Below are 23,019 nucleotides of genomic sequence, written 5' to 3'. Positions count from 1 at the left end.
GCTTAGCTCCGGGTCACTCGCAAGACATCTTCCAGGGTGGTCTCACCTCGGGCTATCCTTTCCACTCCGGCAGCCAGTAGATCAGGCCATTCTTGAAAGGCCTCACGGGCCATTTCCGCTTCGGCAGCGCCATCATGAATCATATCGGACAGGCGTGCAGAGATGGGTACAAATTCATAGAGCCCCACCCGACCTCGATAGCCGGTATGCTGGCAATGTGAGCAGCCTCTTGCCTCACGAATTTCAGTCAAGTCTGCAGCAGCCGGACCCAACCACTGGCGCTCGCTATCGCGCAGCGGACGGGCTTCACTGCAATGACTACACAAGCGACGAACCAGGCGCTGAGCCATAACCCCCTTTAAACTGGATGCCAGCAAAAAAGGCTCTATCCCCATATCTCTTAAACGGGTAATCGCACCCAGAGCCGAATTGGTGTGCAAGGTGGATAAGACCAGGTGCCCGGTCAAGCTGGACTGAACCGCAATGGATGCGGTTTCCAGGTCACGGATTTCACCAATCATCACCACATCCGGGTCCTGGCGTAGGATCGCACGCAAACCCTTGGCAAAGGTCATTCCGGCTTTAATATTCACTGAAGTCTGGCCAATTCCGGCAATGGCATACTCCACTGGATCTTCAACCGTCAAAATATTACGGCTGGAATCATTGAGTTTGTTCAAGCTGGCATAAAGGGTTGTGGTTTTACCGGAACCTGTTGGGCCGGTAATCAATAGAATGCCATTGGGCTGCTCTAGAAGCTGCTGATAACGCTCGGCAACCCGAGCAGGCATACCCAACTCAGTGATTCCCATTAGTGCGGCGGTTTTATCAAGTAGCCGCATCACCACCCTTTCGCCGTAAATGGAAGGCAGGGTGGATACACGAATATCCACTTCCCGCCCCGCAGCTCTTACCGTAATCCGGCCATCCTGGGGGTGACGCTTTTCGGCAATATCCAGGCGAGCCATCACCTTGATGCGTGATACCAGCATGGGCGCCAGCTTGCGGGGTGGCCGCATGATTTCCAGCAAAACGCCGTCCACACGAAAGCGTACCAGCAGTTCCTGCTCAAAGGTTTCGATATGGATATCCGATGCGGACAGGCGCAGAGCTTCGGAAAAGAGGCCATTGATCAAGCGGATAATCGGTGCTTCGCCTTCGCTTTCCAGCAGGTCTTCAATGGCGGGTAATTCTTCCATCAGGCTATCAAGGTTGACTTCTTCCAGCCCTTCGATCAACTCTGAGGTTGAGGCGCGTCCAGCATCGTAGATGCGTGATAATTCGCGGGCAAATTCCTCTTTATCGACCCAAGTAATTCGAGCCGGTTCGCCACGGACACGGAGCACTTCCTGCAGCTGTTTAAACTCAGCACCTTCTTCAGCAACCAGAATAAACTGCCCATCGGCTTGGGGTTCAACCAGGAAGCCATAACGCTTAGCAAAACGGTAAGGTAGTAACTCCACCATCATTAACGGTTTTCCCAGCGGGCAGGAAAAAGGTCTTCCAGCGTTAAATTCTGATTAGCTGCAGTACGGGGCTCCCATTCATCCAGGCGTCGACTGCTTTCACTGCGCAGCAGATGAGCTGCACGCATATAACGGTACTTATCACTGCTGGCCAAAGCCAGGGCATCCCGGTCATGTAGGATTTGTGGTTTGATAAACACCATCAGGTTGCGTTTTTCAGTTGAAACAGAGGTGGATCGAAACAAAGCTCCCAGCCAGGGAATATCACCCAGCAAAGGAACCTTGCGAACAATTTCCTGCTGTTCATCCTGAATCAACCCGCCTAGTACGATAATGTCATCATTATCAGCCATCACGGTGGTATTGATTTCACGCTTGTTGGTAATCAGGTCAGCAGCTCCTTGCACACTGTCTTCAACATTCGAGACCTCCTGCATGATTTCCAGACGGACAGAATCACCATCATTGATTTGGGGTTTGATTTGCAGGCGTACCCCCACTTCCCGGCGCTGAATGGTTTGGAAGGGATTGTTGTTGGTATCCAACTGGTTTCCGGTGATGAAAGGAACTTCCTGGCCGACCAGAATCGAAGCTTCGGCATTATCCAGGGTCAAAAGACTGGGCGTGGAGAGGATATTGGAATCCGTTTCTGTTTCCAGAGCACGTAAAATGGCAGCAAAGCTAATCCCGGAACTGGAAATACGCCCCACACCTGCAGCCAAGCCTTGGATACCAGCCAAGGCTGCCAAAGCCCCGGCATCACCTCCTGAAGAGTAACCCTCGGCAACACCTCCCAGCCCCCCGCCAAAATTGCCCGAGGCCACGGGTACAGCCCCGCCACTGGTGTCACCGAATAACCAGCTCACCCCTAACTCTCTGGCCTGGCGCTCAGAAATTTCCACAATGATGGCTTCAACCAGTACCTGGGCACGGCGAATGTCCAGCTGGTCAATGATCAGACGCATTTCCCGCAGCTGATACGGGCTTCCTGAAATAACCAGGGCATTGGTGGACTCATGGGCCTGAATATTCAAACGCCTTCTTTCACTCCCTTCACCAGCAGCTTGTTCATCTTCAGCCAGATTTTGCAGCAGACTGACCATTTCTGTAGCCGAAGCATGGCGCAGATAAAAAACCTGGGTATTTGCTGAGCGCTCCACAGGCTGATCCAGTTCACTAATCAAGCGCCTGACTTCATTACGGGTTGCACTGTCCCCTCTCACCAAAAGCACATTCAAACGGTTGTCGGAGATAATTGTCGGGGCCTGTCCACCACGCCCTTCACGGCGCAGCAATTGATTGAGCAGCTGTTCCATTTCTGAAGCGGCTGCATGTTCCAGCACCAGCATTTCCAGATCATCACTACTGGCGGTATCTATACGCCTGACCAGATTGGTCAAGCGTTCCAGATTAGTGCCCCAATCAGTGAGAATCAGCAGGTTGGAAGGCTCATAATGAGTAATTACCCCGATGCGCCTGTCCATCAGAGGAGTCAAGATATTGACCAACTGAGCAGCACTGGAATGGCGCACTTCCAGCACGCGTGTAGCCATAATGTCCTGACCATCCGTATTGGGTGCTTCTGCGCCTTCAACGCGTATGGGTTCCAAACGTGCGGTTTGTTCCGGCACTATCTTCAGGCGATCATCATCCATTTCAACCACGGCAAAGCCATTCACGCGCAGTTGAGAAAGAAAGACTTGATAGACTTCGTCTGCGGTTAGTTGCCTTTGGCTACGAATACTGACCCTGCCTCTAACCCTGGGGTCCAGCATAAAGGTCCGGTCGGTAATGCGCCCAACACTATCTATAAATTCAGCCAGTTCAACATCCTTCAGGTTCACTGAAAAACGCTCTTCTTGTGCCCAAGCCACCAGAGGTAGGCTACAGAGTAGAACCAACATTATTTTTATCAGAAGCTTCACGGTTTACTCCATTTCCAAGCTGAATAGCAGGCGCTCACCATCCCGCAGAATTTCCACATCCAAACTTCTTGCTGTCGCTAACTGTCCATGCAGATTCATCATAGCAGCGGTATCGCTGACGGGAACACCATCAACACTAACAACCAGATCACCCGCTTCCAGACCCAGGCTTTCAAAAAGTGCCGGATCTGAACCCGGACGTATTCTAAACCCCTGCAGCTGACCACCTTCATTATGCGGGGAAACGGTAATATGCCGCATCAACTGTAAAGGATCACGCACCAAGGACTCACGAAAATCCGGTCCGAAGGTTTCTTCCAGAGGCCGAATGCCCACAGTCTCCTGACGGGAAATTTGCTGTGACTCTACAGCCGCATCACTGGCCTCTGAATTTCCCGTTGCAGCTCTTTGATTGGCTTGACTGCGTCCTTCTGGGGAGCGTCTTGAAGAGGTTGTCGCTTCGCCCTGATCAAGCAGACTGCTTCTCCTGCTTTGGCGGTCTTCCTGAGCAAGTTGCCAATCCACTCTTTCCAGCCGGCCATTTCTATTGAAGATCAATGCATCCTGATGAATTTCTGCCAGGGTCACACCTTCTTCCAGTTGATCACCAATAGACAGGGTTCTATCCTGATTCCGGTATTTTAGAAGCACTAGAGAGCGTTCTGGCCGGGATGAAAAGAGCACTCCCTGGACATCCACACGCAAACGGCTGCGCTCAACGGGCTGAACCTCTTCAAGCGGTTGCTGCTCTTGCGCAGGCTGCCAGTAGTCATCCAAATTAGTGATCCAAAGAACCTCAGGGCCGGATGTGCGGGAACTTGTTGAAGTATCCTGAGGCAAAGGCGCCAGGGTTTCCATCAAAGTCCAAATAAAAGCAGCCAAAACTGGAGCCAAAAGCAGCCAGCCAAGTACTACCAAAGACCAGCGGAGTGCTGACTTAACGGCTACCCCTTTCACGACCCACCAGCCTCATCCAGTAAGGCTTCAGGATGCCATCCTGGATGACCTTCCACAAAAGCCAGACTTGGTTTTTCAATTTCAGGTAACTGCCAGTCTTCCGACTGCTGACGTAACCAGGCTTCTAAAAGCTGCCACAGCGGAGTTCCTTCACCCTGATAATGGCGGGACCAACCCGATACTCGTAATTGTTCAGTCGTTGAGGCAGCCGGCCATTCCAACTCAGAAACCCGTTGACCGGCCTGAGCCTGATAACGCAATACATAATGACTACCGGTTAAGCGCGGTAGATCTTCACTAGTATGTAAATAGAGCTGGTCACCCAGCCATTGGCTGGCACCGGATTCCAAACGTGAACGCAGCTGCCTGCGGTTAGCACCGACATTAAACACCGGCGCTTCATAACCCCCCGTCAAACTAAGCAGATGTTCGCGGGTAATCACTACGCCAGGGGGTACTGCCAGCCCCTGTCTCAAACCAGGTGCAAAGGTCAAATCAGCTCCCGTGGTTTTTAGAGCTTCAGCTATCAACTGATCCCAGCTACCGGCCAAAGCATCGCGCCGATACAGCCACCCAGGTGCTTTGCCCAAGGGTTGGTCCAACCATCCCGCATAGGGAGCGCGCAGGCGAGTGATTTGATCAGCTACCTCGGCATCTTCTTCGGTCAGGCGACTCCACACCGGGTGAAACTCTGCATCCAGTTGCCACCCATAGCTACCAGGCCGCACTTGTATAGTAAAAAAGCCCTGCCCCTGACTACCGGCCAGGCATACAGGAATGGGAGCCGCCGTATTTTGGCGTGGGTAAACCAGTTGCGGCCAAAGATCCTGGCCACGGGAAGATAGAATTAAATCAACCCCTTGCAGCTGTTGAGCCAGCCAAAAATCAGGGTTGGTGCCTGCATCAGAGAGCACCACCACCAAGGCTGCTTTTTGTCCCGCTGCATCCACCTGCTGCTGAATGCTATTCAACCAGTCTTGCTCATCAAAACGGCCTACTTGCCAGGAAGGGTCAGTCACACCGACCACGGCGACTTCTATCCCCCCCTTGCTGAAATAGGCTGTTGGCTGATCACTGGTCAGAACCGGACGTCGAAAGCTGGAATAAAGCTGCTTATAAGCTGAAGGCCATAAACGCTGTTCTTCACTGGCAACCCTGACATCAGCTCCCAGCCAATCACTCGATAGAGGGCCATGACGTCCTGCTGACATTTGTGCCAAACCACTGCCATTCCAACATTGGCCGCCTTCAAGCGTTAAACTAGCTTCAGCTCCAAAAGCTTCGCGTTTTTCCTGCAAGGCACTGGCCAAAGCCGCATAGCCTCCCATTTGGCCTAACTGCTGGGATTGTTGGCGCGCGGCAGAAGCAGTCAACCAAGCTGCCGCCGAAGTCGTTTCTGCAATACCCAAGCTGGACAGACGGCTGGATTCCGTTAAATAGGGCGCCTGCCCCAGTAACGACATGGGCCCCAAATGATTGGCAGCAGGATGAGAATGCACAGGTAGCCAGTGGGCGTGAGTATCCGCATAAAACAGCAGCTGCAACTGCCCATCGGCTGGAGGAGAAGGACGCGCAGCGCCCTTGGAAGCACAGCCTGCCAACCCAGTAGCAGCAGCACTGGCCAAAGAAGCCTGAAGAAAACGACGGCGTGAAAGCTTGGGCATGAAAACATTCGTCCTTAACGGAAACTCACCAAAACCCTTGGATAATAACGGAATTAACAGACCAATAAAACTAGGCTATTGATCTTATTAAACTGAAAAAGGATAACTCATCTCTAACGAGAATTTGTCAGAATTTTCGTACACTTTTTTCACCAGTCTGATGCCTGCGTTTTCACAGAAACAGAAAAACAGCGCCTTCGACTCGCAAACCATATCGGTCAAGCTGTTAACTTTATTGCCGGAACTCCCTTTATGTTTTTCCAGGAGGGCCGCTAATGCACAGACGCGACTTTCTTAAGCAGCTTGCCAGCTCCAGCTTGGCTACACGCTTTTACCTTTCATCCGGCCTCCTGGGCTTAGCGAGCGGTTTCAGCACCTAGGCTCTAGGTGAAAGCTTTTGGCGTAACCACTTTACTGCCCACTATCTCAGAAACAGCAACCCGGACACCATCAAAAACTACTGGGAAGAAGACTATGACTCTATAAATTTTGATGGCCATACTTTTGAGGTTCTCAAAAAAGCCAACTGGCTCAAAGATGAAATCCTGGCCGGGCGAGTTGCTCTTATCGCTAATGTATTTGGCTCCCGCTCGCGGGATCATGTTCACTCGCTACTGGCTCTGGAGTATGGGCGCTGGGATACTCAAGCAAACGAACTTCTTGGCTCCGGTTGGGGTTGCCGCCTGGCAGCTGAGCACCCACAAGGACGGGTTATATCCTTAACCGCCACGCCACGGCGTTTTTGCCATGCCCCCGACCCGTTTAACACTGAACGCCGTGCACGCAGTGACAATCTAATCACTCTACAGAACTCACGGGCAGCCGGTCTTTTTGACCATCGCACTGACTCACGCCTTGATGATGTAAATGACAGGGAAGCCCACTGGCGCTTAGTCATTTCCCGTGCTCACAGCAGCTATTACGCCAGTCTACAGAATAAACGTCACCAGTTGCCTGAACACCTGCACCAGTTGCTTGATCACGAATATGAACTTAGAAACCTTAGCAGAGATTTAAATGCCGCCCTCGCCACCCCGCTGCCTGAAGAACTGGCCGAACTCAACTTGAGCCGCAACTTCCATCAACAAATAACAACCCTGTATGACCTACTAAGTCAGGTTGGTGGTTTGCTCAATATGAAGGTTGCTTCCCTAGGACTGGGCGGCTGGGATAGTAACAAAAACCAAAAACAAGACATAGAACCGCTACTGGCAAGCCTTTTTGGTGAAAACCAGGGCCTACACCAGCTTTATCGCCACTTGGGCTCCACCGCAGCGAATAATCTAGTAGTTTCCCTTAACGGTGAGTTTGGCCGCCAGATTCTTAGTAATGGTGATCGCGGCACGGATCACGGTGAAGGGAACCTGTTTATCCTCTTGGGCTCCCCAGTGAAAGGCGGGGTTTATGGTGAACTCTTCCCTGAGCGAGAAATTGAAGTTCTCAAAAACCGGAAGGTTAACACCCCCGACATTGAAGGGCGCACTAGCATAGAGCACGTCTTCAAAGCTTTGGCTGACTGGAGCCTGGATAGGGACTCCGGCACCCAAGTCATCACCCGCCCGCTAAGTGACCTAAGCCTAACACCCAGAGAGGCGGGGATTGATTTTAATGAACTAATTAGCGGCTAAACCACTGCCAGAAGCTAATCAAACGATCCAGCCCCCAGCGAACTAGAGCTTGCAAACGCGGTTTATCATCCATCCATTCCGCAAAAGCAGGCGAATATTGATAATACTGACGAACCAGCCAACGACCTGTAGCGGATTGCATTAAGACCTCACCACGAAACTCACGCAAGGCTTCAACTTCAGGTGCCTTCACATCACCGTAAACACGCGTGGCTATATAGCATTCGGCTGTCTCATCATCATAGGTAATCGAAGGGTGAACAATAAACTGCCAGTAGTGCCCAACCTCTCTAACATAGTTAGAATCCAAGTGCAGATTCACAGTAAAGGCTTGGTCAGACCGCTGCCCTGGGTAATAACTTTTCCATACAGGTTTATTATCTAAAGTAGTTGCTTCAGCAGACCAGTTACGAAGGCGAGGTGCATTAACACTGAACCCTTCATCACTGCTCAGAGCAAAACGCCAAGAATACTTATCTCGATCACGATGATTAGTTGGTTTTTCAATCAGAATACTGATTGCCTCTATACGCTCACCCTCAGCCTCGTAAGCTTCAACAGGATAAGCCCACCAGCGGGGTTTTTCATCTTCAAAACCCTCCAGTTGAGCCGTCACTTCTAGACTTGAACGTTCACTAGCCTTTTGCCAACGCAAGTTTCGACTGTCGCTTAAGTTGTTTACGGCTTCCCAGCGATAACCTCGCTCAAAACCAGAATCTGAGTTTTTCTGTGATTGAAATTTAAGGTTTAAATCATAGCTGTCTGCAGCGTCTGGTATAAATGCCAGTTGCAGTTGATTAATAGAAAGGCCAGGAATTGCTTGAGCTCCTAACCTTTCAACTGAAGTCCAGTGATCCGCAAGCAAGTAATTAAAATCCAGAATAAAGGCTTGGTGTGCTTGCACCTGCGGCAGAGTCACAGGAATGCCATCCCTCTCAAAATTTGGTTCACTCAACACCAAAGCAGGCCAGGCCAGCAAGCCCACCATGAGCATTCCTGCTCTTCTAATCATTAAGTTTCCCCTTAGGCTCTACATAAAAATTCAGAAAGGCTTCATTCGTTAGCAATCAATCTACCAAATACAACGATGAATTCGAACAAAAAGATTTTTTAGGGATCATAATTGGGCGACCGCCACCAATTTTGGACGTGATATGAAAAAGCGCCTAGTTTACTTGACTGCTCATCTGGTTCTCTTGAGTTCCATTCTGCTCGTTTCTGCCACTCAAGCACTTGCTTACCCTTCTTTTGAAGCGAGCTATCGCGTCACCTCCAATCAATACTCCTTGGCACCTAGCGCGACCATTCAGCACCAGTTGACCTACGATCAGGGTGAAGTAACTTCACATATGAACGCCAGTGTTCGACTCGCCCGCTGGGAAGAAACCTCAACCTTCTATGCCGAAAACGGCCAATTGGAAGCTGGGAACTTTGATATGTACACTCGCGTCATCCTGCGTCGACGCAATTATGAATTGGCAACTGAAGATTTTGACCAAGAGCTACCTGCCTATGACCGTCAAAGTGCAATCTTTTACATGGCAACAGCCATCCATGATATGGAACCCGACCAAATTCAATCCATCATGCTGGTTGATGAGCGTGGCCTGGCCGATGAACTGGTCATTGACCTGGCTGGCTTTACCGAAATGGAAGGACTGAAAGTGGCTGAGGTTTATTTCTGGAAAACCAAAAAACCAGCTGAGTACACCCAGGCCTATTTGGCTATCGACTACCCGGGCCTTCTGGTTTTCGCTCAAGTTCACGGTAGTAAAGGTGAAAAGCTGCTGACCTTTCAATTATTGGATTGGGAGCGTCTTTAATTTTAAAGCTGGTAGCTTGCGGAAAAACGCCATAACAGGCTACGTGCTTCTTGATAAGAGAAATCATCACTACCCAGACTAAGATCCAGGCTCCAGTCTTTCTTTTGTTGCTTATAACCCAGCAGCCAGCGTTTGCTGCGCGCTTCATAGCCAGCCGACACCTGTCCAAAAGATTCTACTTGCCTGCTTAGACGAACCTCAGGGAAGGTCAAGCCCCAATAACGACTAGCAAGTAACTCAGCGCCCCAGCCTACTCCCTGGTAGCCCGCCAAAAAGTGGCCACTAACAGCTAAGGGCTGCTGCACCCAGTTTTCCGTTCCTCGCACACCACTGCGCAATAGGGGGTCATAACGAATATAGCCTCCATCCGTTATAGAAATACGGTCTGTATTAAGCTCGCCCCGTGTATAGGGTGCGTCATACCACTTAAAAATCATCCAGGCATCTTCAACCTTCAGGTTGAGGTAAAAAGGGTCGCCTTGCCAATGTAACTCTAACCCTACAGATGCTCCTTGCCCTCCAGGCTGGGAGGCCTGATGCTCCAACAAGCGATCTTTACTGTAGCGGTAGTTTAACTCTGCCCATCCCTGATAATCAGCACCCTCCTGAGCTCCCCACTGCCCCTCTAATTCACCTTTTTGAAATGCCCGCCCTTGAAGTAACTGCAGGTTAGTCTGTAGCAACCAGGAAGCTCCTAACTCAAATTGATAAGCCAGTTGCAGACCTTCAGCTGCTAGTTGCTGAACCTCTAGATCGACACCAAAAACTTCGTCTTCTGGCACAGGCAAGTTGTTGTTATACAGATAAACTAAATAAGCAGTAGCAGGTGAAAACTTGAAATACCAATCATTGCGGTACAAATAGCCTAGGCTAAAACCTGCTCTGTTTGCTCCAAGATAGAAACGATCACGCCTAAACGCATAGCGCCCCTGACTACTAGGCTTTTCTTTCCAATCACTAGCCAACTGATAAAGTGCCGCCGTATCTGAATAAGCAACAATTTCATGGTTTACAAGGAGTTGCCAACTGTCATCAGCATTAACTGAAAAAACCAAAAAGAGTAAGGGAGCACAAAAAACCCCAGCAAGCTGGGGTTTTTTGTGCTCAACAATCCAACCTTTTAACTTAGAAAAGGCTTTCAAACTCAATTTCCTTACTGTCACCATCCAGGTAGTTAACTAGCACTAGGCCACTTTCTTCTGTAATTGAAGCATAAACAGTACCATCTCGCATAATACGAGCAATAACTGGTGACTGGCCTTCAATCAACTGCATCTCAGTACCCTGTCCATCGCTCAGATAAAAGAGGTCAGGTGTCGGGCGGCTGTCATCAATATCCACTCGCAGCTTAAGCATTTGCTGGCTTTCACCCTGAACCTGCCAACTGGCAACCAGTTCAGCATTGCCCTGCTCGTAGCTAGTCCTTCTCACCTTAGCTTCCAGGGCCAGCTCTGGCAGGTTAGGGCTCAAACGTGCAGATTCGATCTTGGCATCAAAGCTTAACTGAGCCCAGCCATTTTCTTCATTGGTTTCATCAGGATAGAAAGCAAAAGCACTGGCATTATGCAGCTGGGCACGCACACTGGCTTCCAACTTTCCGTTATTCGCCCCGGTAAACTCGCCTTTTAGCTGCAACTCACTTGGCACCAGGCCCAAAAAGCCGTATTCACCCTGTTCCTGGTTAACCGCCACCTCACGCTCAGAGCGCACAGCCTTAAGACTCAAGTCACCACGGAAACCATGTTCATCGCCCACTTGAATACTGGCTTTACCTGCAAGAGTGAAGGCTTCTAGCTCACCCTGAAAGTCAGGCAATTCATCTGTATCCAGCATAGACACCTGCAAACCTTTTGTGGTTTGTAAACGCAACTCAGTGCCCTCCTCAATGGCCATAACGAGGGTATTCTGCCCCTCTAGGGTGGCATCAGCAGCGATAGTGAAATGTACATCCTTCAAACCCTCTTCAGAATCCAAAAGGCTTAAATCTGGATAGCTGAGGGCAACATTCAAGGTCATGGTAGCATCACCTCGGGTGGTAAACTCCAGGCCAGAAACACTAATCGATTGATCACCGTAGGTAATCGCCGTGTTACCCCCAAAGCGATCATGGATGCTTTCAATATCCGTCAGGACATCTTCATTCATAAAGTCAGCGGCAACCTGCTCAGCTAAAGTCTGAATAACGATACTCAGCACTTCTGCAGTGACTTCTATGCGGAGATCAAGAGCATTGCCTACCATTTCCAGCTGCTCGAAGATACTGCCTTCTTGCTGTTTATCAGCAGCCCCACCTATGCGGACTACTTCATTACCCATAACACGGACTGTTTGAACCAGACCTTTTACATAGTCCAGATTGGTTTTTTGGATATCCGTCAAAGCTGTTTCTTCTGGGCCAGTCGCACAGTTTTCATCAACACAGGCGTTCAGGGTGGTATCAAGCCTAGCAGACAAGTCCGCAATGGCTTCGCTCAAACCCTCACGTGCTGTGCTCAAACCATCAATACGCTCTTTAACGCCTTCCAATTCTGTTTTGGTCAACTCCCCTTTGGACGCACGCTCAACAAAGTTGCTAATGGCATCACCTACATTATCTCCACCGGCAAAACTGGCAGCTACCAATGCCAACTGCATACCTGCAGGATCAGCCCCTTCCAGGGATTCAGATGTTAAATCGATCGGGCGAGTACGAATGGGATCCACACCTGAAGGTAACCCCAAAGCCTTTTGAACAGTTTGGCGAGCTGCCGTTACAGTCGCATCATCTAAGCGCCCTCCACTCTGCAAAGCAGCGGTCACCAGCAGCTCACTGGCAGGTGTGACATGGCTCTCTACAGATGTTGAACTTGAATCCAACTGAGCTACAGATCGCAACCTCAGGCCAGGATCCATAGGGAGATTGTCACCGAAATCTACACTGCCACACTGGGGAGCATCACAGACCATCTCGGCATCCGGTGCATAACGAACCCGAACAGTGTAAAAGGTCGGGTTTTCAACTGCTGCGTTAAAAGAGTACTCGCCTTTATCATTAGTCGTTGTACTGGCCAAAATCGTTGTACATTCGGGATCAACACAAAGTTCAACCCTGGCCCCTTTCAAAACCCCTTTGGCAGCCACACCACTGACTGCTATATCTTGTTTAGCTGGGGTTGAGTCACCACTTGATGAAGAACTACTATCTGAACAACCAGCCAAACCCAAAGACATCAAGGCTGCAGCAAGCGTAGCCAGCTGCAGCAGTTTATTATTTTTCATTACCATTTCCTCATAGAACCAATATACTGAACTTAACCATAAGTCCACTAAACTTATATAACACTATGCTTATGGATCCACAAGCTCTTATCTGCCCTACTAAGGCTACTCAGGGCAATAAAAACCAGGTTTAGTTTTCCAGGCCTTTTATTTGAGATTCTCATGCAGGCGCTCCTCCAGTGTGGCCAATTCAAGTTGATCCAATTGATTCGTTGTTAGTTCGCTTTCTAAGCGCTGAATACGGTCTGCAAAGCTAGGATGAGTACGTGAAATTCCAGCCGCTTCCTGTTCTGCTTGAGACTGAACACGTTCAAAAAAGTCCTTAAGGGCACCGGGGTGATAGCCTACCAGGGTCAGAAGCCAAACGGCAGTCTGATCGGCTTCGTATTCATCTTCGTGGGATTGCAAGCCGGTTTCGAAGAAGATTTCCATCATGGCATTAACAGCCTGATCAAAAGCGATTGCTGCTGTTGCACCGCCACCCATCAACATAGTTGTCAGGCCGGATTCAAGGTCACCCTGGCTAGCTCTTAAGCCAACGGCCTCTACATAATGTCTGTGTTCTATATGTCCAATTTCATGGGCAAGAATGGCCGCAAGCTCAGCTTCATTAGCAACCTGATCCAAAGCACCACGAGTGATAAAGACATAACCTCCCGGAGCAGCAAAGGCATTTACTTCATCAGTATCTAAAGCCAGAAAACGGTAAGTTAACTCTGGACGCTGTGAGTTTTCTACCAGCAGTTGGCCGACCTTGTTGATGTAAAGGTTCACCTTAGAGTTATCCCAGGCCGGGTAACGACCCAAAACTTTGCTAGCTAACTCGCGACCAAAATGAATTTCTGCTTCTATATCCTCAGCGGTGTAGGCACCACTGGTAAGCTCAGTATTCAGACGGTTACGAAAATTTTCATCGGCCTGAGCAGCGGTGAAGACAAAAACAAGCAAAAACACTGCAATTAATGTGCGCATCATGGGCGGGCTCCCTGCAAAGCACTTGCAAACTCATCCAACTGTTCACGGGTAATTTCAAAAGACTCCATTAGCTCAACCGCCGGGTAATCAGAAGGGTGTTCTCCACCCTGGTCTTGCTGGCGACGGCTGGAAGCCAAACCACGCGCAGCAGCTGCGGTTGTAATAGCAGAGGTTCTACGCCTGACATCACGCATTTGATTTTCCTCATTCCCACCCAAGACGGACACTCTTTCCATCGGTGGTGTTGATGAAGTTAGCATTCAGGCTACCCAACCGGTTTCACCATTCGGCAAAGCAATGGCTAACCAAGCACCTTGCCGGTCAGTGACTTCTATTGCCTCGGCGCGCTGTAACTCAACAACAACTTCAGCCTGAAAAGCGGGCTCGCGCATCACCTTAGCCTGATGACTAGAAATATACAGAGTTTCAGCCTGTAAAACAGAAGCCATCATCAACAGTAACAAAGTGCTAAGTAATTGTTTTTTCATAGCAAGTTCCTTGATCTTCTTGCACTCCTTTAAACTTGATAGGTGAAGCAAGCAATCATTAATATTAACGCTTCTTGTGATCTGGCTCACAAAATGTAGACTTAATCTATCTTAGGTAATTTCCTGTGACTAAGTTTACCCTAAGATCAAGGGTAAACTTGTCAGATTTTGGAGACAGGTTGAGTCAATACAAGACTTTTTGATTTCCATCAACAAAAGAACCGGATTGCTCTTTTATGCGAATGGACTTAGAAACTTACATTAGGCAGCGTGCACGAAACCTGAACATTTCTTTAAGCCAGCTCTGTCGAGAGGCAGGTATTAGTCGTCAAACACTTTACGAAGCCTGGTCACTTAGTGGCAAATACCCCAGCCTGAATACTCTCGTCAATATCGCCTACACCTTAAAGGTGCATCCACTGCGCCTATTACAGCTACTCTTTGGTGACCAGGAGCTTCCTGAAACCATTAAAAGCATCCCCGGCGACCGTAGTGCTTTTGTCGGCGATATAACCTATCCAGATGGCGAATATGTCATGCCAGGCGAAACCTTCACAAAAGTTTGGGCGATCCAAAATATAGGGGAAGTCGCCTGGGAAGGTCGGTCCTTAATTTGCCAAGATGATGAACTCATCGTTTTTTCAAATGCCGGTGACGAGCTCTGCCTTGCGCAACAGCTCATACCAACTGAAGCCATTATTCCTATACCCTACACACCACCGGGCCAAACGATTGAAATAGCGGCAGAGTTCACTGCACCTGACTCACCAGGAACCGTCATGTCCTATTGGAAAATGGTTAACTCTGAAGGGAACTTTTGTTACAGCAAGTCCAAAGGCCTCTGGGTCAAGGTGACGATCATTACGCCTACGCGCTCAGCACAAGGAGAAATTCTTGAAGAAGAATGATTAGCTTTTGATAAACAGCCCGATTATTAACATATCGCTACATTATTTTAATCTAAAGTTTAACAAAACCCTCCTAATTGAAAGGTAACATAGATTCATCATAAAAACATATTATGGATGAGTCATGTTAACCTTCAGACCCCTCGCACTTAGCTCGCTTGCTACTGTGATAACAGCGACTTCTCTCACAGTCACTGCCTCAGAATCAACTCACTTAGAAACCCTACAAGTGACTGGCCAACCACTACCTGATCAGGAGTTAACAACAAGTGATCTCGATAAAAATATTCGTAGTGTCTACCGCTTAGATTTAGATGCTATCGATCACCCTGCTACCCGCATAGAAGATCTTGCTTTCACTATTCCTGGTGCCCAAGAAGGGGTCCAAGACAGTGGCTTTTCAACCTCAATGATCATACGGGGATTCCCGGTTACACGACCTGATTACAATGGATTACCAGATATTCAAAGGCTGTTTGTGCGTGATCTTCACACCGTTGAAAGCATTGAAATACTCAGTGGCCCTGATGCCATTATGCGGGGCATCAGCTCGCCAGGCGGTAGTATTCGGTATATTGGGAAGCTGCCTGAGTTTGAAAGAAAAACTACCGTTGGGGCACAACTATCAAGCTACCAACCCTTTCAAGAGCATAATGGTTCAAGGCTCACCCTAGATACGACTGGCCCTTTAGGAGAACAAGTTGCTTATCGTTTAGTTGCAGCATCTCAAGATATTGACTTACAGCCCAATGATACAGCAGCACAAAGAAACCACGTTCTCGGTGGTCTAACCTGGCAATATCATGATTTAGGGGAAATCCGTCTTGAAAGTGAATACCAGGAAAATCGCCAGCCCTATCTCTTTGGTACTGTCATTACTAGCGAAGGTGAACCTATCTATAACCACTATTTTCATAGCCCTGACCAAGAAAGTAAAAGGCAGTACAAACGACATGCTGTTGACTGGCAACAGCGCTGGAAACCCTCTGAGAAGAACAAGTTCAAAGTCAGTGGCCGTTATGCCCATTCAGAAGTAAAGCGTCAAGATGAGTTGATAGGGTTCTGGTCTAGACTAGACGATGAAACCTTGTCAGGTTATTACACTGATGTTGCTGACGACTACCAGCAAACTTCCTGGCAGCTACAACTTGATTGGAAACATGATGGAGCACTAAGCCACCGTGGACTAATACTCCTTGATCAACATACAGAAAGCTTCACACTGGATCGTACCCAGTCTCTTTGGGACTCGAGTGTAACTGATCCACCCTGGGGTGACTGGGCATTCTTTATAAAAACTGATAACCCTAATTTTCAACCTTTAAGCAATGATGGTCTACAACCAATCAACGCGAAGGATGCTTTTTCAACTAGCTGGCAAGATAAAAATGAGAACACCACTCAAGGCTTAGCAGCAGCTTATCAAATAGGTACTCACTGGGGGCAACGAAATGTAGATTGGACAGTGGGACTAAGATACAACGAATTTGAGCAAACCTATGCTAGAAACTCAGATCAACTACCAGTGGTGATGAAAGCTGACGGCTTAAGCTGGCAGTGGGGGTTCCGTCTAGACGTAACTGAAAATTTACAATTTCGTTTAGCACAAGGGCTTTCGCGCCAAGTAGCAGCAAATGGGCGTAGGGACAAAGAAGGCAGCTTTCTTCCCCCTGAAGAAAATTTATTATCTGAAATTAGCCTAGCATACGCACAAGCCAATCAAAAAGCCCAAATAACTGTTTACCATATAGAAAAAGGAAAGATTGCAGAGGCTGATCAATCTGTCAGCAATGAAGAAATTAGCGACTTAGGCTTCACACCTTTCAAGCTTACCGGTAGTCAAACATCAATGGGACTAGAAGGTATTTATCAGTATTCAAATGAAGCTTTTTACTTTTCTGCATTAGCTAGTTACCTGGAAACTACAGATGACCGTAGAGGTTTTGAAGGCAGCCAATTTCCCGGGGTCGCTAAAAGTACTGGTAGCTTAACTGCTGGACTACATAAAACCCTTAATAATGGTGCTAAGTTAAGGCCCTGGTATTCACTTAGATATGTTGGCAAGCGCTATGCAGACACCGCCAACGAAGTTGAAGCTGATGCCTTTTTGCTTCACAGCTTAGGGCTTTCTTTAACCAAGGAGAACAGCCGTATCAGCCTAGTAGTAAACAACCTGCTAGATGAAGAGTATGTCAGCTATTTATCCAGCACTGACACTGTTTATCAGGGTGATCGAAGAAGGATTTGGCTCTCGATGGAAACTACTTTCTAAACAAAAATTGAAAAGTTGTCTAGTTTTTCTGACACCTTTCGTAAGGTTATTAAGTAGACTCTTAGCAAAGATTCCAACCAATAACCTTTTAACAAAACTTAAGGATGATCATGAAAAACAAAGCATTGAAACTACTGGCCGCTGCAACAACGACTGCATTTTTAGCGGGTTGTGGAACCACAGGTGGCTTTACTCAGTATGACCGCCATGGTCTTTATTCCAGTGATACTGCAGGCAATTTACCTTATGTTGAAATAGGTCCCGCCCAGGCATCTACGCGGAGTTTTTTCTGGACTTCTTGTGACGAGATGGTTGAAGAAGTAGCAATTGATCTGGCCGAGCAAACTGCTGCTCTGGGTGGTAATGCGATGATCAATCTACGTTGGCGCTCTGTTGGTAGTGATGAAATGCTTTCAGTTCCTCACTGTGACACTGGCTGGGGCTGGGCAGCTCTAGGTGGTGTAGGCTTGTTGCACCCCTGGACAAAAAGCGCCTATGCCGAAGGTGTCATGGTTTATATTGATCAAGAAGACAAAGATTATCTGGTTACCCGTGTAGCGGATGTCCGCCAGCAAATTCTTGATGACCTGGCAGCCCAGCGAGCTGCGGAAGAAGAAGCACGCCGCCAGGCTGAAGAAGAGGCCCGCCGTCAAGCAGAAGAAGAAGCTGAGCGCCAACGCTTGGCCGAAGAGGAAGCCGCTGCGGCCGCTGAAGCAGCCGAAGCCGATGCTGAAGAAGAAGCTTCCGATGAAGACTAAAGTTATTTAAACCAAGACCAGAAAGCAACCAAACGATCAAGCCACCAACGGGTTACTGCTTCCAGGCGTGGCTTGTCGTCCATCCATTCAGCAATTGCTGGTGAGTACCGATAATACTGACGTATCAGCCAGCGCCCTGGCGGGTGTGTTGCTAGAGCTTTATTCCTGAAGTCCCGCAAGACTTCAACCTGTCCAGATTGAGCGCCATAAAGACTAGAAGCAATATAGCAGTCAACCTGCACGCTGCTGCTACGCAGAGTCACGCTGGGATTAATCAATAATTGGCGTTTTTCACCCGCAGGCCTGGACCAAAGCTGAGTATCCGAACTAGTCAAAATCCACTGGGCGCTAGTCGTACCCAAGAAGTCCAGATTCACAGGCTCCCATGAATCCAGAGCCTTATCCTGTCGTGCTGAAAAGCCATTTAAGTTAATGCCAGAATGACCAAAAAACTCAAAAGTCCAAATACCTTCCAAAGCAGCTTCATCTTCAGTCAAAATACTGATGGATTCATAGGTTTGGCCATTACGAGTGGCATAGACAGGGTAAACCCACCAAGCTTGACCATCACCTTCTTCGCGAGTCACGCGGACTCTTAACCCTTCCCAAATGATCTCCCGGGTTTCTGAGAGAGACTCAACAACTTGGAAGCGATATTGTTGAATTCTCTGATCTCCATCTTCGCTACCCCTTTCCATCCTTAAATCAAGTCGATAGGGTGCAACAGGCTGATCAGCTTCAATAATCAATAAACCGTCTGTTAAGGTTACAAAATTGCTCGCTTGATCTTCAATTTCCCAAAGCCCCCAATAATTTGCCAAACTCTTTAAATCCAGTTGAAATGGCTGATTTACTGCAATTCCAGGCATTTGCAAAGGAACACCTTCAAGCCGCTCAGGGTGGTCGAGGCTTAGCTCTTGCCATTCAGATACATAGGTCTGTAGATCAGATGTAGCCGTTTCTCTGGCTATATACGAGGTTCTTACTCGAAAGTCCAACTGGTCGATTTCTACCTGCTCATCCAGATACTCACCGGACTGGGGATCAACTTCTGCGATGACTTCCCAGTTAGTCGATGCTGAACTACGCCTTTGGATTTCAACCTTCTCCGGTTGCTTGCTAGGCTCCCAGGTCAGCAGAATATTCTCTCCCTCCCAGGCCACTTTTAAATTTGCCAGTGGTTGAGGTGCCAGGTTAATAGGGATAGGTTGCAGTTCTCTTCCGGAAGCAGTTTGCATCAATAGCTGGCCACGACGCAGGGCCCCTGGCAAGTCCAGTGACAAATTTCCAGCCTGCAAATTAGCGTCCAAGGATTGCAGGGTTAAAGCCTCATCAAAATACTGATACTCCACTTGATCCACTTCATCCAACAAATAACCAGATAGGCTTATTTCTCGATCTAACTCATTGAGTTGATAGTTAAACCAAGTGGCTCTGGCCAGTTCATCAAGAGAGCCGGTGAGGGCTTGCCGCACATCTAAAATACCCGGATAGCGCAACTCACCGAGTAAAGCCTCTTCATGTTCAAGACTATTGAGCACTATGGCTTTTAAAGCTTCAGGTGGAAGGCTAGGTTCTTGAGTCGCCAAAGCGGCCAGGGTTGCAGCAACCAGGGGGGTCGCCATAGAAGTACCCGTTAGAAAACGATACTCCTGATTCAACCAAGTGCTCTTAAGTGACGTTCCCGGAGCGGCAAGGTCAACCGTACGTAATCCATAGTTGCTATCCAGGTTAAGTTTGCGGTTAGAGTTAGCATTGGCAATTGCAAGAACAAGCGGTAAATCACGAGTGTAGGAGGCAGGGTAAGCTGGCTGTATATCTAAAGAGCGCCCATTGTTTCCTGCTGCAGCGACTACCAGAACACCCTCCTGGTTCGCGTCTTCAATCGTAAAACGAAGACTAGGGGAGTCACCTGTGACCAAGGAGGCATTAATAATTTTTACACCTGCATCCAAGGCAGCTTCTATTCCTTGTACCAAGCTAGTAGTGGAACCCGTTCCACGCCCGTCTAGGCTTTTAATAGATAAGATAACGGCCTGATCGCAGAGACCCGCTGTTTTTTGTTGTTCGTTAATAGTGCCCGCAATCAACCCAGCAATGTGAGTGCCATGCCCATCATCATCTTGGCTGGATGTTGTTGATTCAATAATATTAATATCTGGCCGGAACTCTAAGCTCTGACGATTTAAATCTGGATGTGCGGAATCAACACCCGTATCAATAATGGCAATGGGGGCAAGACTGCAATCAGTAGGAGCTAGGGAAAAATCATTTAAACCCAAGTCAAGGAAGTACTCAGGAATACTGGATTGGGTTTCAACAGGCTGATCCCTTTCAACAAAAAGGACTTCGTCTTTGGCTTGAAGACGCTTGATCAATTCCAAACGCTGCTGGCGGTCAGGTACGGGATAACTGAGCAGCTTATAGTTGCGACTTTCCGAAGTTGTAACCAGTGTGCCTTCCACTTGCGCTGCTGGCTGGGCATCCGTAGCCACCAGCTCTAGCGTCCACTGGACATTTTCAAGAGGTGTCCAGGCTACTAATAGGTTCTGGGCAGCAGCACTACCACTACTAACCGCCCAGATAACAAAAACAATAAAAATAAGTCTTTTCACTACTCGCAACCCTTACCTCAAGTGTTTAGCTGCATTTTAGCAGGCTACATGAGGCGGGTGTTACTGAATAACCACATCACTTTCAGCATTATATTCTGGATTACTATAGGGTCCGGCCGTCAAAGAAACAGGCTGGATGCAAACTTCAACCTTGCCTGAGCCTTCTTCGGACCAAGCATAGAAATTCTGTTCCAGATCACTTTCGTCAGTGGAAGCATCAATGATACCTGTCATTCCTCCACTTGGCTGGATAGAATAAATCACGCCATCTTCTTCAAGTGTCTCAGAAGGGCTTGCACCAGTTCCAAATGTCTCGATCTTGCCTTCCTCATCTCTTAAATAACTGCCATCTTCAGCTTGATACCAGTAACCAAACTCAGGGGCGGCTGGCAGCCAAGTTTCCTCGTCCGGATTGAAAAGATAGAAGCTAGATACTCTCTGAACATCCAAATCCATCACAAAACAACCACTAGCTGCAGTTGAAGCAATTAACCCAGAGTCAGCTGCCAAGGCACTTAATTGTAGATTGCGTAATATCAATGCTTGGCTAGAAGAGCGCAGTGAACTTCCACTCGTGTTCTGCAAAGAGCTGCTTGCAGCTACTCCACCTATGACAGGATTAACTTCTATTGTATCGACTTGAGTAAAGTTGCCCTCTTCATCTTCTAAAAGAAGAGGATATTGGTAGGGTGGGCTTTCAATGGCATTATAGTAGCCTACATATTCAATAAGACTACCCTGAATACGATCAGCAGCAGTCAACCGGGTTGGCTCCAAAGCATCAAGGGCCTGAAAATTTTGAGTATCAGTACCTTCTGCAATAAGTAGCTCCCCTTGCTGGGTTTCTATATCGAAGAAAGCAATAGTCAGATTACTTTCGGGCAGAACTTCAGGTACTGGTTGACCAAATTGACCAAATTGACCAAATTGACCAAATTGACCAAATTGACCAAATTGATCAAAAACAGGTCGACGGACATTAAGTTGATCAAAACTTCTCTGGCCCTCAACTTCTTCTGTTGCATCCCGCAAAAGATTTAATATGTCATTCTCTCCAGAAACCAGCATCAAGCCAGCAAAAATTTCTACATTTTCTGTAGAGATTTCTTCCCCAATAGTCACTTCCCAAGTTCCCAAGCCTAACCGATGGCGATTGGCTTGCGACTGCTCTGGTGCATACTGCTGCATTAAAGTGGCTGGCTCATAAACTCCACGACCGAGCATTAAATCAGGGTCATCGTCTATACCCTCCACCAACTCAAAACGGGGTTCCACAAAAAAAGCATTGCCTGCTACTGAACTTTGCAATAAAGGCTCATGAGGCGCCAAGATTCCCCAGGGGTATTGACCAAATAAATCAAAGTTATCAGGCTCACCTTGAGCACCAAATAGCCGTATGCCCTCATCATTTCTTGCACTATCCACCTGATTATTGGGCGATAGTTCGTAATAGCTACGCAAATGCAAACGATCCAGGTTAATAGTGGCATCTCCAGTGTCGGCAAGGCCTAAAGCCATCGCTGGAGTACTCATGACGTGAGTACTTGCTGGCCACCAATCTGGAGCTTCCGTAAATTCTTCTAAATCTTCTTCATTAAACCCAATAAAGTTACCAAATGCATAGGTTGAACGATTAAGCAATTGCAGACTGGGGCCGCCATCAAACTCCCAGGAACCGTACAGAAGGTTCAGCTCAACATCGTTGTTGCCATCATTGGGAGTAATGGTTGTTGTTGTCCAGCCAACCGGAGTCAGTCCAGCAGGATTGGATGAGCTATATTGAGCTGCTAAGACGATATAACTATTACCTGGTTGCAGGTTGAACCCTGCAGCAGGAAGGTCACTGGTCAAGGTTGCTGAATAAAGAGGTGTATCAGCTATTTGTGCTGGATAACGGCCACAGGCTGACTCCATCTCCTGTATTCCCATGTCACCTTCAGAAGGGGCATTGGCCATCACACATTGAAAATAAGCTCTTAATACATCCGTTGCTTGAAAGCGATCCACATCAAAACCCGCAATACTGCTTGGAAATACACTAACAACGATTGATCGTGTATTTTCAGTATCGATATAGGCTGCCGAAGCATCTCCTGGCAAGTGAACAGAAAACTCGACCCGGGCAGTGCCTTCTCCCTGACGGTATTCACCTCCCTGTGAAGCATCCGAGCCTAACTGGCGACTGGACTCATCCTGCTCAGCCAGGCAGGCCGTTAACAACCAGCCAAGTGAAATCAGCAAGGCCAAATTCAGCTTTTTCATTCCATCCACTCCACTTAGGC

At 48.2% G+C, this 23,019-nt stretch carries 17 protein-coding genes; 5 read left to right on the top strand and 12 right to left on the bottom strand.

Annotated features, from left to right (window positions below):
• Nucleotides 1-2: 2 nt before the first annotated feature.
• From gspE to BM185_RS06620, 4 genes are read right to left on the bottom strand one after another with little or no spacing between them, the layout of a single operon-like run.
• A complete protein-coding gene (gene gspE / locus BM185_RS06635; protein ID WP_218149401.1) occupies nucleotides 3-1,469 on the bottom strand; it encodes a type II secretion system ATPase GspE in 1,467 nt (488 codons plus the stop codon).
• Nucleotides 1,469-3,391: a type II secretion system secretin GspD gene (gene gspD / locus BM185_RS06630; RefSeq protein WP_143089493.1), complete on the bottom strand. Its 1,923-nt coding sequence runs from the start codon at nucleotides 3,389-3,391 to the stop codon at nucleotides 1,469-1,471. The genes gspE and gspD overlap by 1 nt, the downstream gene beginning before the upstream one ends.
• A gap of 3 nt (nucleotides 3,392-3,394) precedes the next feature.
• On the bottom strand, nucleotides 3,395-4,348 hold the full coding sequence (gspC, locus tag BM185_RS06625) for a type II secretion system protein GspC (protein WP_091961056.1): 954 nt from the start codon (nucleotides 4,346-4,348) through the stop codon (nucleotides 3,395-3,397).
• Nucleotides 4,345-6,012, bottom strand: coding sequence for a twin-arginine translocation signal domain-containing protein (locus BM185_RS06620; RefSeq protein ID WP_091961054.1), 1,668 nt, complete (start codon nucleotides 6,010-6,012; stop codon nucleotides 4,345-4,347). The genes gspC and BM185_RS06620 overlap by 4 nt, the downstream gene beginning before the upstream one ends.
• Before the next feature lie 950 nt (nucleotides 6,013-6,962).
• Here BM185_RS06620 and BM185_RS06610 point away from each other — a divergent pair.
• The gene (locus BM185_RS06610) at nucleotides 6,963-7,640 is read left to right on the top strand and encodes a DUF1501 domain-containing protein (RefSeq protein ID WP_091961050.1); all 678 of its coding nucleotides are present in this window, start codon (nucleotides 6,963-6,965) and stop codon (nucleotides 7,638-7,640) included.
• Here the strand turns inward: BM185_RS06610 and BM185_RS06605 are convergent.
• Nucleotides 7,630-8,652: a CFI-box-CTERM domain-containing protein gene (locus BM185_RS06605; RefSeq protein ID WP_143089492.1), complete on the bottom strand. Its 1,023-nt coding sequence runs from the start codon at nucleotides 8,650-8,652 to the stop codon at nucleotides 7,630-7,632. The genes BM185_RS06610 and BM185_RS06605 overlap by 11 nt on opposite strands.
• A gap of 142 nt (nucleotides 8,653-8,794) precedes the next feature.
• On the opposite strand from BM185_RS06605, the gene BM185_RS06600 reads away from it, so the two are divergent.
• Nucleotides 8,795-9,463 (top strand): hypothetical protein, encoded by a 669-nt coding sequence (locus tag BM185_RS06600; protein ID WP_091961045.1) that lies wholly within the window; start codon nucleotides 8,795-8,797, stop codon nucleotides 9,461-9,463.
• Between the two features lie 2 nt (nucleotides 9,464-9,465).
• Here the strand turns inward: BM185_RS06600 and BM185_RS06595 are convergent, their stop codons facing one another.
• The 5 genes from BM185_RS06595 to BM185_RS06575 form a co-directional block, all read right to left on the bottom strand.
• A complete protein-coding gene (locus tag BM185_RS06595) occupies nucleotides 9,466-10,605 on the bottom strand; it encodes a hypothetical protein (protein WP_091961042.1) in 1,140 nt (379 codons plus the stop codon).
• A complete protein-coding gene (locus BM185_RS06590; protein ID WP_091961040.1) occupies nucleotides 10,589-12,721 on the bottom strand; it encodes a hypothetical protein in 2,133 nt (710 codons plus the stop codon). Before BM185_RS06590 ends, BM185_RS06595 begins: the two co-directional genes overlap by 17 nt.
• Nucleotides 12,722-12,868: 147 nt before the next feature.
• Nucleotides 12,869-13,696 carry a M48 family metalloprotease gene (locus tag BM185_RS06585; RefSeq protein ID WP_091961037.1) on the bottom strand — a complete coding sequence of 276 codons (828 nt, stop codon included), beginning with the start codon at nucleotides 13,694-13,696 and terminating at the stop codon, nucleotides 12,869-12,871.
• A complete protein-coding gene (locus BM185_RS06580; protein WP_143089491.1) occupies nucleotides 13,693-13,956 on the bottom strand; it encodes a hypothetical protein in 264 nt (87 codons plus the stop codon). The genes BM185_RS06585 and BM185_RS06580 overlap by 4 nt, the downstream gene beginning before the upstream one ends.
• The gene (locus BM185_RS06575; RefSeq protein WP_091961032.1) at nucleotides 13,957-14,184 is read right to left on the bottom strand and encodes an SH3 domain-containing protein; all 228 of its coding nucleotides are present in this window, start codon (nucleotides 14,182-14,184) and stop codon (nucleotides 13,957-13,959) included. It abuts the gene before it with no gap.
• A gap of 242 nt (nucleotides 14,185-14,426) precedes the next feature.
• Here BM185_RS06575 and BM185_RS06570 point away from each other — a divergent pair, with 242 nt between their 5' ends.
• The 3 genes from BM185_RS06570 to BM185_RS06560 all read left to right on the top strand — a co-directional run bounded on the left by BM185_RS06570 (nucleotide 14,427) and on the right by BM185_RS06560 (nucleotide 18,122).
• The gene (locus BM185_RS06570) at nucleotides 14,427-15,092 is read left to right on the top strand and encodes an NBR1-Ig-like domain-containing protein (protein WP_218149400.1); all 666 of its coding nucleotides are present in this window, start codon (nucleotides 14,427-14,429) and stop codon (nucleotides 15,090-15,092) included.
• Between the two features lie 124 nt (nucleotides 15,093-15,216).
• The gene (locus tag BM185_RS06565) at nucleotides 15,217-17,364 is read left to right on the top strand and encodes a TonB-dependent siderophore receptor (protein WP_091961026.1); all 2,148 of its coding nucleotides are present in this window, start codon (nucleotides 15,217-15,219) and stop codon (nucleotides 17,362-17,364) included.
• Between the two features lie 110 nt (nucleotides 17,365-17,474).
• The gene (locus BM185_RS06560) at nucleotides 17,475-18,122 is read left to right on the top strand and encodes a hypothetical protein (protein ID WP_091961024.1); all 648 of its coding nucleotides are present in this window, start codon (nucleotides 17,475-17,477) and stop codon (nucleotides 18,120-18,122) included.
• Nucleotides 18,123-18,124: 2 nt separating this feature from the next.
• Here the strand turns inward: BM185_RS06560 and BM185_RS06555 are convergent, their stop codons facing one another.
• Together BM185_RS06555 and BM185_RS06550 are read right to left on the bottom strand one after the other, a co-directional pair.
• Entirely contained in the window at nucleotides 18,125-20,737 is a 2,613-nt protein-coding gene (locus BM185_RS06555) for a S8 family serine peptidase (protein WP_177203495.1), read from the bottom strand.
• 60 nt (nucleotides 20,738-20,797) lie between these two features.
• Complete coding sequence (locus BM185_RS06550; protein ID WP_091961020.1) at nucleotides 20,798-22,999, bottom strand: hypothetical protein; 2,202 nt, start codon at nucleotides 22,997-22,999, stop codon at nucleotides 20,798-20,800.
• Between the last annotated feature and the right edge of the window lie 20 nt (nucleotides 23,000-23,019).

This window comes from Marinospirillum celere (genome assembly GCF_900112235.1).
Lineage (GTDB): Bacteria > Pseudomonadota > Gammaproteobacteria > Pseudomonadales > Halomonadaceae > Marinospirillum > Marinospirillum celere.
This window is presented reverse-complemented; position numbering and strand designations above follow the sequence as displayed.

Bases quoted from the DNA above. Each gene is read 5' to 3' on its own strand.
- gspE (WP_218149401.1), bottom strand. From the start codon at position 1,469: ATGATGGTGGAGTTACTACCTTACCGTTTTGCTAAGCGTTATGGCTTC.
- BM185_RS06620 (WP_091961054.1), bottom strand. From the start codon at position 6,012: ATGCCCAAGCTTTCACGCCGTCGTTTTCTTCAGGCTTCTTTGGCCAGT.
- BM185_RS06605 (WP_143089492.1), bottom strand. From the start codon at position 8,652: ATGATTAGAAGAGCAGGAATGCTCATGGTGGGCTTGCTGGCCTGGCCT.
- BM185_RS06600 (WP_091961045.1), top strand. From the start codon at position 8,795: ATGAAAAAGCGCCTAGTTTACTTGACTGCTCATCTGGTTCTCTTGAGT.
- BM185_RS06590 (WP_091961040.1), bottom strand. From the start codon at position 12,721: ATGAAAAATAATAAACTGCTGCAGCTGGCTACGCTTGCTGCAGCCTTG.
- BM185_RS06585 (WP_091961037.1), bottom strand. From the start codon at position 13,696: ATGATGCGCACATTAATTGCAGTGTTTTTGCTTGTTTTTGTCTTCACC.
- BM185_RS06580 (WP_143089491.1), bottom strand. From the start codon at position 13,956: ATGCTAACTTCATCAACACCACCGATGGAAAGAGTGTCCGTCTTGGGT.
- BM185_RS06575 (WP_091961032.1), bottom strand. From the start codon at position 14,184: ATGAAAAAACAATTACTTAGCACTTTGTTACTGTTGATGATGGCTTCT.
- BM185_RS06570 (WP_218149400.1), top strand. From the start codon at position 14,427: ATGGACTTAGAAACTTACATTAGGCAGCGTGCACGAAACCTGAACATT.
- BM185_RS06565 (WP_091961026.1), top strand. From the start codon at position 15,217: ATGTTAACCTTCAGACCCCTCGCACTTAGCTCGCTTGCTACTGTGATA.
- BM185_RS06560 (WP_091961024.1), top strand. From the start codon at position 17,475: ATGAAAAACAAAGCATTGAAACTACTGGCCGCTGCAACAACGACTGCA.
- BM185_RS06550 (WP_091961020.1), bottom strand. From the start codon at position 22,999: ATGAAAAAGCTGAATTTGGCCTTGCTGATTTCACTTGGCTGGTTGTTA.